Source organism: Cupriavidus sp. 01L415, from assembly GCF_056400065.1.
This window is the reverse complement of sequence record NZ_JBFTSP010000058.1, coordinates 1-10519: the sequence shown is the minus strand read 5'-3', so window position 1 is coordinate 10519 and position 10519 is coordinate 1. Positions and strand designations below refer to the sequence as shown.

5 protein-coding genes and 1 pseudogene are annotated in these 10519 nt (G+C 65.0%); 2 read left to right on the top strand and 4 right to left on the bottom strand.

Translation table 11 applies throughout. From position 1 onward, the window contains the following. Nucleotides 1–103 (top strand): annotated as a pseudogene (locus tag AC1DOX_RS30565) (TetR/AcrR family transcriptional regulator); the annotation flags it as partial. 348 nt (nt 104–451) lie between these two features. Here the strand turns inward: AC1DOX_RS30565 and AC1DOX_RS30560 are convergent. The 3 genes from AC1DOX_RS30560 to AC1DOX_RS30550 form a co-directional block, all read right to left on the bottom strand. Beyond that, nucleotides 452–3553: an efflux RND transporter permease subunit gene (locus AC1DOX_RS30560; protein ID WP_441624596.1), complete on the bottom strand. Its 3102-nt coding sequence runs from the start codon at nt 3551–3553 to the stop codon at nt 452–454. Continuing rightward, nucleotides 3550–4737 (bottom strand): efflux RND transporter periplasmic adaptor subunit, encoded by a 1188-nt coding sequence (locus AC1DOX_RS30555; RefSeq protein WP_441624595.1) that lies wholly within the window; start codon nt 4735–4737, stop codon nt 3550–3552. The genes AC1DOX_RS30560 and AC1DOX_RS30555 overlap by 4 nt, the downstream gene beginning before the upstream one ends. A gap of 103 nt (nt 4738–4840) precedes the next feature. Beyond that, nucleotides 4841–5458 carry a TetR/AcrR family transcriptional regulator gene (locus AC1DOX_RS30550; RefSeq protein WP_441624594.1) on the bottom strand — a complete coding sequence of 206 codons (618 nt, stop codon included), beginning with the start codon at nt 5456–5458 and terminating at the stop codon, nt 4841–4843. Nucleotides 5459–5559: 101 nt separating this feature from the next. Between AC1DOX_RS30550 and AC1DOX_RS30545 the strand changes: the two genes are divergently transcribed. Then, a complete protein-coding gene (locus AC1DOX_RS30545; RefSeq protein ID WP_441624593.1) occupies nt 5560–7056 on the top strand; it encodes an efflux transporter outer membrane subunit in 1497 nt (498 codons plus the stop codon). A 302-nt stretch (nt 7057–7358) separates the two neighbouring features. Here AC1DOX_RS30545 and AC1DOX_RS30540 read toward each other — a convergent pair whose 3' ends face one another. Further along, a complete protein-coding gene (locus AC1DOX_RS30540; protein WP_477101666.1) occupies nt 7359–9899 on the bottom strand; it encodes an EAL domain-containing protein in 2541 nt (846 codons plus the stop codon). Between the last annotated feature and the right edge of the window lie 620 nt (nt 9900–10519).

The following is a 10519-nucleotide window of genomic DNA, read 5'->3' as shown; positions in this document are numbered from 1 at the left end:
CGCCGTTGCTGGCGCTCAGCTCATTGCCAGGAGTCGCTCGGATATTTCTCTCTATGACGCGTTGATTGAAAGTTATCGCGTTGCTGGTCTTCTGCCGGCATAGCAGTATTGAGCAAATCATCTTTGTGGACTCTCGTCTCAGCGAAGTACGGACGGCCGCTTTTTCGCAGGGGATGGACCTACGAACGACGGATCAGGCGTCACCCTCAATGTCGCTTCATGGCCGGCAAGCGACCTAGGTTCTCAATTCTCGCCAACGCAACTTGCCAGCCATTGTCCCTCCCAAGTCAACAGATCGAGCAGCAGGCCCAGGCCGCGGGCACGCGGATTGGCTGAGCGGCCAGCGCCGGGTGTTGCCGCACATCATGCCCTTGGCTGCGTGGGACCGGAGGACAGAATGGTCTTGCCCTTGGATAACGGGACGGCGGCGAGCCGCTCGCGACCGGCCGGCTTACGACACCGGCGCCACTTCGCTCACGGGGGCCTCTTGCACCGCCACCTGCGCCGGCGGGTGGATCCGGAACCAGATCGCATACATCGCCGGCAGGAACACCAGCGTCAGTAGCGTGCCGGCGAGCGTCCCCCCGATCAGCGTATAGGCCAGCGTGCCCCAGAACACCGAGTGCGTGAGCGGGATGAAGGCGAGGATGGCTGCCGCGGCCGTCAGTAGCACCGGCCGGGCCCGTTGCACGGTGGCCTCTACCACCGCGTCGTATGGCGACAGTCCCTCCTTCAGGTTGCCCTGGATCTGCCCGATCAGGATCAGCGTGTTCCGCATGAGGATGCCAGACAGCGCCACCAGCCCCACGAGCGCATTGATGCCGAACGGCTGGTGGAAGAGCAGTAGCGTCGGGACCACGCCGATCAGGCCAAGCGGACTCGTCAGGATGACCATGACCATGCCTGCCATCGACCGCACCTGGAACATGATGATCAGCAGCGTGATCGCCAGCATGATGGGGAACAGCGGCGCCAGCGCCTTGTTCGCCTTGCCTGATTCTTCGATGGAACCGGCCATCTCGATGCGGTAGCCAGAGGGCAGCTTCTGGATGACCGGCTGCAGTTGCGCCAGGATGGCCTTCGATACGTCGGGCGGTTGCTGGTCGTCGGCAATGTCGCCCCGTACGGTGATGGTCGGCGTGCGGTCGCGGCGGCGCAGGATGGGATCTTCCGTACGCACTTCGACCGTGCCGACCTGCGAGAGGGGAACGCGCCCGCCGTTTGCGCCGATCAGCGTAAAGCCGGCGATACGCTCCGGGTCGAGGCGGATGTCGCCCGCGGCGCGCGCCACCACCTGCACCGAGCGGATGTCTTCGCGCACCTCGGTCACCGGCACGCCGGTCAGCAGGAATTCAAGCTGCTGCGCCACTTCGTGGGAGGTCAGGCCGACCGCCTGCAGCCGGTCCTGTTGGAGCGTGAAGTGCAGTGCCGGCACGCGCGGGCCCCAGTCGGTGTTGACGGTGCGCATCAGCGGGCTGGCGTCCATCACGCCCTCTACCTGCTTCGCGATGTCGCGCAGTTTGTCGGGGTCCGGGCCCATGACGCGGAACGCGACCGGGAAGGGCGAGTAGGGCCCGAACACCAGTTGCGTCACGCGTACTCGCGCGCCCGGCGCAAGGCCTTCGGCGATGGCCTGGCGGAGCCGGCCCTTGAGCACGTCGCGTTCTTCCTGGTTGTCGGTGCGCACCACGATCTTGGCGAAGGACGGGTCGGGTAGTTCCGGCGACATCGCCAGGTAGAAGCGCGGAGCCCCCTGGCCGATATAGGACGTCACGATCTTCGCTTCTGGCTGTTTATCGAGCCACGCTTCCACCTTCTCCGTCGCCGCGCTGGTCTGTTCGATGGACGTGCCATACGGCATCTGCACCTCCACCAGCACCTCGGGACGGTCAGAGGTCGGGAAGAACTGCTTGCGCACGGCGCCCATGCCGACCACGCTCGCGGCGAACAGTCCGACGACGATTGCCGCCACCAGCCATTTCCGCCCGATAACCCGCCCCAACAGCCCGCGAAAGCGCTGGTAGTTCGGCGTGGCGTAGATGGCGTCATGGCCGCCTTCCACCTTCGTCATCTCAGGCAGCAGCTTCACGCCGAGATAGGGCGTGAAAGCGACCGCGACGATCCACGACGCGATTAGCGCGATCCCCACGATCCAGAACTGGTTGCCGGTGTACTCGCCTGCGGAAGATTTTGCAAAGCCATTCGGCATGAAGCCCACGGCAGTGACGAGCGTGCCGGAAAGCATCGGCGCGGCCGTATGGCTCCAGGCATAGGCCGACGCCGCGATCCGTCCATATCCTTCTTCCATCTTCACCACCATCATTTCGATGGCGATGATGGCGTCGTCCACCAGCAGTCCTAGGGCCAGTATCAGGGAGCCCAGCGTGATGCGGTCGAAGTTCTTTCCGGTCGTGGCCATGACCACGAAGACGGCGGCCAGCGTCAGCGGCACGGCTGCCGCGACCACGATGCCCACCCGCCAGCCCATGCTGACGAAGCTCACCACCAGCACCACGATCAGCGCGGCGAAGAACTTGACCATGAACTCGTCGACGGCCGACTTGATGTTGACGGCCTGGTCGGTGACCTTGCTCAGTTCCATGCCCAGCGGCTGTTCGGCGTTGACCTTCGCCACTTCCGCGTCGAGCGACTTGCCGAGGTCGAGGCCGTTCCAGCCGTCGCGCATCACGATGCCGAGCAGCAGCGCCGGCTCGCCCTTGTTGCGCACGACGAAGGTGGCCGGATCCTGGTAGCCACGTTCGACGGTGGCGATGTCAGACAGCTTCAGCGTGCTGCCGTGGGCCACCACGGGGGTGTCGCGGATGCGTTCCAGCTTGTCGAACGCGCCGTCGAGCCGCACGAAGACCTGCGGCCCGTCGGTGTCGATGGAACCCGCAGGGGTGAGCACGTTCTGGCTGTTGAGCGCGGCGAAGATGTCCTGCGGCGTCACGCCGAGCGTGGCCAGCCGGTCGTGCGAGAACGACACGTAGATGCGCTCCGCCTGCTCGCCGATGATGTTGACCTTCTTCACGCCGGCCACATGCAGCAGGCGCTGGCGAATGGTCTCCGCCTCGCGCACCAGCAGTCGCTGCGGCTCGCCCCTGGCCTTCAGCGCGAAGAGGCCGAAGGTCACGTCGGAGTATTCGTCGTTGATGAGCGGGCCGATGACGCCGGCCGGCAGGGAGCGCGCCTCGTCGCCGAGCTTCTTGCGGGCCTGGTAGAACTCCTCTGGGACCTCTGCTGGCGGCGTGCTGTCGAGCAGCGTGACGGTGGTGAACGCCAGTCCGGGCCGTGTGTAGGTTTCCGTGCGGTCGTAGTAGCGCAGTTCCTGCATGCGCTTTTCCAGCTTTTCCGCGACCTGGTCCTGCATTTCCTGCGCCGTCGCGCCGGGCCATGCCGTGATGAAGATCATCGACTTGACGGTGAATGGCGGGTCCTCCGCGCGGCCGAGTTGGAAGAAGGCGACGATGCCGGCGATCGAGATGAGGATGATCAGGAAGAGGGTGACGGCACGCTCGCGCACGGCGAGAGCCGAGAGATTGAAGCCACTCATTGTTGTCCCCGCACGCCGTTGACGGTGTTGCGGCTTTTACCGTTGGTGGCGGCTTCGGCCACCTTCACCTCCGGCGCCACCCTGACCTGCTGCCCTTCGTTCAGCAGGTGGGCCCCCAGCGCCACCACGCGGTCGCCGGGCTGGAGCTGGCCCTCGACCCGCGCGGCATCGTCGCCGATGGCGCGCACGGTGACCGGTCGCCACGTCACGTGCGCTGGGGTGCCTGTGAGCACCCAGACGCCGGGGCCCTTGCCCGGATCGTGGAGTGCTCCGATGGGAACCTCCAGGCCGGATCGCGACGCTTCCTGCGGATCGGCCACCTGCAGCGTGACTGTGGCGCCGAGCGGCGCATCGGTCAGCGCGCCGCCGAGCACGTAGCGCGCTTCATAGGTGCGGGTCTGTCGGTCGGCGGCGTCGGAAAGCTGCCGCAGGGTTGCGGTGACCGCCTCGCCGTCCTTGCCGTAGAGCGTCGCGCGGGCCGTCGAACCTACCAGCGGGCGCAGGGTTTCGGGCAGGTGGATGATGGCTTCGCGCTGTCCGGCGCGGGCCAGCCGCACCACCACCTGGCCGGCATTCACGACCTGCCCCGGTTCGGCGACGGTCTCGACCACGACGCCGTCGGCATCGGCCAGCAACGCGGCATAGTCGGATGCGTTGCGCGCCACGTCGGCCTGTGCCTCCTCCGCCCTGAGTTGCGCCCGCGCCGAGTCGGCGGAGGCCTTGATCTGGTCATAAGCCGACGCCGATACCGCCCCGGCCGCCACGAGGTCGCGGTAGCGCTCCTCATCAGCCGCCAGTTGCGTGGCGCGCGCCTTGGCGGCGGCCACCGCTTCCTGCCGCGCGCGTGCCGCCAGCTTGAGGTCGACGGGATCGAGCCGCATCAGCGGCTGGCCGCGCTTCACGGACTGGCCAGCGTCGACCAGGCGCTCCAGCACCTTGCCCGACACGCGGAAGCCCAGGTCGCTCTGCACCCGCGCGGCGACGATGCCGGTGAAGGCGCGCCGGGCGGCTGACGCGTCCTGGACGTTTTCCACCCGCACCAGCGGCGCTTGCATGCGGGGATCGGGCTGTGGCTTGCCGCCGCATGCCGAAAGTGCGAGCGGCAGGAGGCACACGGCAGCGAAGGCAGAGGCGCTGGTGGCGGCGTGGGTGACGGTGGATGCGAAGAATCGGCGCTGAAGCATGAGGGCCCTCCATACAGATGGCCTTCACTGTAGTAATAGTGACCAATTTAGTCAATAGTCACTATAGATTTTCGCGACTGAGACACTGTGCACGCGGAGGGGATCAGGGCGCCAGGCTTCGCAGAATCAGGTTGCTAAGCTGCCCCGGCGCCACTTCGACGAAATCCAGGTTGTGCTGGAGCTGTAGCGGATCGAGGTAGGGCTTCATTACGAGGTAGATGGCGTGAGCCGTCTCGTCGAGCGGCGTTTTGCGCTCGAACTCACCCGACTCGCGCCCTTCGCGCACGATCTGCAGGGTCAGTTGCTGCATATGGGCGTCGTAGGCGCGAGCCGACGCCCACTGTTCCTCGCAGGCCACCACGGCAATGGCGTACAGCTTGCGGTCCTGGAAGAAGAGCCGGCTGCCAGCCTCCGCCAGCGTGCCAAAGAGGCGTCGCAGCCGCTCGGATGCCGAGCCGGCCCCGGCCACCGCCTCGTCCACGGCCTGTCGCATCTGGTCGAGGCAATTGCAGCAGATGACCTCGCCGATCGCCTGCTTGGAGTCGAAGAACTTGTAGATGTAGGCCTTCGAGAATCCAATGGCCTTGGCCAAGTCGGACACCGTGGTCTTTTCGTATCCGTAGAGGCTGAAGTGCTCCGTGGCCGCTTCCACGATCTGGTTGCGCACGCTGTGGTCCACGGGGCCGCGCGGCTGGGGGGCGGAGGGTTGGGTATCGATCATGTCGTGAGCTTACACGCTGATTGGTCATTGACAAACAGTGACTAGTTTGTATTATGGTCACAAGTCACCCAGAAAATTCGACCATGTTATTTCGGCAGCCCATGCATTCCCGACGCCTCCCTTCCCGTTCTCTCGCCCACCTGTCCGGCCTCGTTGTCGCCGTGACCGCCCTGGTGGCGCTCGCCGGATGTGCCGTCGGCCCCGACTACCGCAAGCCCGACGTGCCCAACGCGGAACGCTTCCTTGGGCAACGCGACGTGGAGCAGCGGCGGACCGCCACCCGGGCGGATCTCGAAGTCTGGTGGGAAGGGTTTGGCGACCCCCAACTGACGCGCTTCGTGCGGCTGGCGCTCGACCAGAACCTTGACTTGGCGGCAGCCTCCGCGCGGGTCACGCAGGCCGGGGCCGGACTGCGCTTCGCCACGGCCGCGCTGCTGCCCTCGGGCGGCGTCAGCGCCCAAGCCGCGAAGCAGTTCCAGTCCGTGGAAACGCCGCTGGGCCGGGTGCTGAATGCGACGCCAAACTTCGACCGGCATGGCAGCCTGTACGAGGCCGACCTCACCGCAAGTTGGGAGATCGATATCTTCGGCGGCCTGCGGCGCGAGCGCGAGGCCTCGCAGGCGGAGTACCAGGCGTCGGAGGCCGGGCTGGCTGCCACCCGCGTGGAGGTGGCGGCACAGGCTGCCGACACCTACGTGACCATCCGTGGCCTGCAGGCCCGACTGTCGATCGCACGGCAGCAGGTGGATACGCAGCAGAAACTGGTCTCGACCGTCAGGCTGCTCTACGCCAAGGGACTGGCCGCCGCGCTGGAGGTACAGCAGGCGGAAGGCGCGCTCGCCCAGGTGGAGGCCAGCATTCCGGAACTCGAATCCGGACTCGACGCCGCGCTGAACGCAATGGACGTGCTGCTCGGCAACCCCCCAGGCACCTACCGCGCCGAACTCGCCGACATCAAGGCGATCCCGGCTGCGCCACGGATCGAAGCCACCGGCACGCCCGCCGACTTGCTGCGGCGGCGCCCGGACCTGATCGTGGCAGAGCGCCGGCTGGCGGCGTCGAATGCCCGCATCGGCGCGGCCATCGCCGAGTACTACCCGAAGGTCTCGCTCAGCGGGCTGCTGGGCAGCGCGACGACCGTGGCCAGCGGCAACCTGTTCTCGGCCGGCGCCAACCAGGCTGCCGGCGTGGCCGGGCTGCGCTGGCGACTGTTTGACTTTGGGCGTATCGGGGCGCAGATCGATCAGGCGAAGGGGCAGGAGGCCGAGGCGCTGGCGGGCTATCGACTGGCCGTGCTGCATGCGTCGGAGGATGTCGAGAATGCCTTCACGGCGCTGGTCAAGCGCGAGGAACAGACCAATACCCTCGAACGCGGGGAACTGGCGCTCCGCAAGGCGCGGAATTCGTCGTTCGCGGCCTACGAGAAGGGCGTTGTCCGCCTGATCGAGGTGCTGCTCGCCGACGAGAACCTGCTGAAGACGTCCGATGCGAAGGCGCAGGCCGAAGCGCAGTCAGCCCGCGCGGCCATCGCTGCATTCAAGGCCCTGGGCGGGGGCTGGCAGGCGGCTGCGGCGGCGCCGGGGGGCACGGTGTTGTAGGTGACACTCCAGTCGGCGTGCCGGCGCAAGTTGCCCCTGTTCATTTTGGCTCATTGCGTCTGAGTAGCACACGGTGGCGATAGGGTCCTTGATCCGTCTCTCACGTGGAAGTGTCAGATCAAAGGTCTGCGTTGGCTGATCTACTGCCGTTCAATCTGCAATGGGGAAGGGCCGTACGCGACCGTGGATTCAATTGGTCGTTCCTGATCTGCGATCTGCGTTCGCGCTTCTCGGAGGCAACTCGTTGCGCCTCGGCGAAGGTCGCGTAATTTCGCCCTGTACAGATGTCTCTGCCGACCCATTCAGGGCCGCATGGTGACGCTACGCCGTGTTGACGGCGACACCGGTCCACGTCTGGCGCCAGGCACGCCAATACCTGTACGCTGCAGCTGGTCGGCTGGCACAGGCCGCGCGAGCAGGAAACCCTGCGCACGATCGCAACCGATTTCGCGCAGGAACTGCAACTGGTCGGCGTTCTCGACACCTTCGGCCACAACCGTCAAACCGAGCGAACGCGCCATGGCGACGATGGCGCGCAGGATGGCACCGTCACGCCGGCGGGCGTCGATGCCGGCGAGGAAGGAACGGTCTACCTTCAGCGTATCGACCGGCAAGGTCTGCAAATAGGTAAACGACGAGTAGCCAGTGCCGAAATCGTCGATGGCAAGGCTCACGCCGCGCTGGGCGAGTTCGCCCAGCAGCAATTCCGTCATGTCATTGCCGGTCATGGCCATGCTCTCGACCAGTTCCAGTTGCAGCCTGGCTGGCGGCAAGCCGGCATCGCTAAGGATCGTGGTGAAGTCATGCAGGAACTGCTCGTGGCGGCATTGCCGCGCGGAGAGGTTGACGGCAATCCGGCCGAACGCGAAACCCTCTTCGATCCAGATGCGCGCCTGCCTGCAGGCTTCGCGCAGTACCCAGGTGCCAATCGGCACGATCAATGCCGAATCCTCGGCCGTAGTGATGAATGCGCTCGGTGGCAACAGGCCCCGCGACGGATGCTGCCAGCGCAGCAGCGCTTCCACGGTGACGATGGCCCCGCTGCGCAAGTCGAAGACCGGCTGGTAGTGCAGGCGGAATTCGTCGGCCATCAGGGCGTTGCGCAACTCGCTTTCGAGCGTGATTCGCTCCATCGAGGACGAGGTCATCTGCGTGGCGAAGAAGCGGAAATTGTTCTTGCCTTCGTCCTTGGCCTCGTACATGGCGCGATCGGCCTGCATCAGCAACTGTCGCTGGTCGGTGCCGTCGTCGGGGTAGATGCTGATGCCGATGCTCGGTGTCACGTACACGGTACGTCCGTTTGCGTCGATGGGCTGCCCGACCACGTTCAGCAATGTCTGTGCAATCTGTGCGACGTGCCGGATGTCTTCGATGTCCTCGATGATCACGGTGAATTCGTCCCCGCCCAGGCGCGCCACCGTATCGCTTTCGCGAATGGTCTCCTTCAGCCGCCGGGCGATGACCTTTAGGGTCTGGTCTCCCACGCCGTGCCCCAGGGTGTCGTTGATCAGCTTGAAGCGGTCGAGGTCGATGAACATCACGGCAACCCGCCTGGCGGCACGCTTGGCGCGGGCAACCGCCTGTTTCAGGCGCTCGCCGAACAGGGTACGGTTCGGCAACGCTGTGAGGGCATCGTGCATCGCGAGGTGGTTCAGGCGCTCTTCGTCCATCCGGCGCTGGGTGATATCCGAAAAGATGGCGGCGTAGTGCGTGCAGTTGCCATCGTGGCTGTAGATGCCGGAGATCGACAAGTACTCCAGGTAGAGTTCGCCGTTCTTGCGGCGATTCCAGATTTCGCCCTGCCAGCAGCCGTTCTCGCGTAGCTGGCGCCACAGCGACTGATAGAACGCACGGCTCTGCTTTCCCGAGTTCAGCATCCGCGGGGTATTGCCGATGGCTTCGGCCTGGGAATAGCCGGTCAGATGCGCAAATGCCGGATTCACCCGCTCGATCACCCCGTTCAGGTCTGTCACCATGACGCCGTCTAGCGTGGCTTCGAACACACGGTCTGCCAACTTCAGGTGATAGGAGGATTTCAGCAGAGCCTCATCCCGCTCGCGCAGCGCCAGCTGAAGCTCGTGCACATACTCATACTCGATATTGCACAGGATGTCAGCCAGGCTGAGCAGACCCACCAGTTCGCTCTGGTCGTCGAGTACGCCGATATGGCGTATCCGGTTGTCGACCAGGGTCTGGCGGGCCGCGTACAGGCTTTGCGATCGCCTCAGTGCGCGCAGCGGGCGCGTCGCATGCTCGGCCACTGTGCCGCCAAGCGCATTGGCGGCTGCCAGCCGGACAATATCGCGTTCGGTCAGGATGCCGTACTCGTCTGCGGGATAGCGGACGACGATGGCGCTCAGACAGCCCGTGCGCATGGCGCGCATGGCGTCGAGCAGCCTGGTGTCGGGCGCCACCATGACAGGCTGGGACAACTTGACCGAATCGATTGGCCTGGTGCGCAAGAAGAATTCCGCGCCCTGGCTCATGACGAGATCGGTCTGCGTGAGCATGCCGAGGGGGCGCTCCGCGTCGTCGACCACGAGGCAATGGCGGATGCCCTTGTTCTTGAAATGGACAACCGCGTCGCCAAGGCGCGTGCGGCCGGACAGGGACAGGACAGGATGGCTCATCAGCGCGCTGATGGGCTTGGACAGCGCGTTGGCCTCGTCGCCGAGCGCCAGCGCATCGCGTTCGGTCCAGATGCCGACGGCCCGCCCCTGATCCATCACGACAATCGAACTGCAGCGGCGCTCTGCCATCCTTGCGACAACTTCGCTGACGGGAGTCAGCAGCTCGCACTCCAGCGTTGATTTCGATACCAACCGTTCGATCTCAATATCCAAGGTGTGATGCGGCATGTTGCCCCCGAAACCTCTGCCTCTTGTTGTTTATCCTGCGCGCCAGCGCTCGACAGCATAGTGGCGGGATCGGAGGTAACCGTTGATGTAGATCAAGGAAGGGAGAGGCTATGGAGCACTGGCTCGTCGTGTTGTCACCCCATGCATGGAACGGAGTTCCGCGCTTTGATTACCCCGCCTTGATGGACGGTTAATCAGTTGAATCTGTGATCGATAGGTTCGGGTCCTGTTGAGAGGGCGCGCGAGTTGTCCGCGGGCGGGCGCAGAGCATGACGCTCTTCGAGGCGGTCGTAGACGCGGCAAAGCTGCGCTTCCGTCCAATCCTGATGATGTCGATGGAGTTCATTGGGCAATGAAGCGCGTGAGTGCACAGGCGCTCGTCACTCCGAGGTTCCCGGTGAACGGGTTGGCGAGTGGCCGCGCCGGGTGAATGTTGACATCCTCCCCCGCCTAAAGGCCTGAGGATTACCCACAAATCCGGTTGTAAACCTCGGCAGACGGTGTTAACTTGCGCGCATCCTGTTCATTTTGCGGCAGCGGGTTGGCAATCGAGGACGACACGACAGACTGGGCGAGCGAGGAATTCGCGCAAGCGAATTTCGGAG

Excerpts from the sequence above, each read along its gene's own strand:
- AC1DOX_RS30560 (WP_441624596.1), bottom strand. The coding sequence starts at position 3,553 with ATGAGTGGCTTCAATCTCTCGGCTCTCGCCGTGCGCGAGCGTGCCGTC.
- AC1DOX_RS30555 (WP_441624595.1), bottom strand. The coding sequence starts at position 4,737 with ATGCTTCAGCGCCGATTCTTCGCATCCACCGTCACCCACGCCGCCACC.
- AC1DOX_RS30550 (WP_441624594.1), bottom strand. The coding sequence starts at position 5,458 with ATGATCGATACCCAACCCTCCGCCCCCCAGCCGCGCGGCCCCGTGGAC.
- AC1DOX_RS30545 (WP_441624593.1), top strand. The coding sequence starts at position 5,560 with ATGCATTCCCGACGCCTCCCTTCCCGTTCTCTCGCCCACCTGTCCGGC.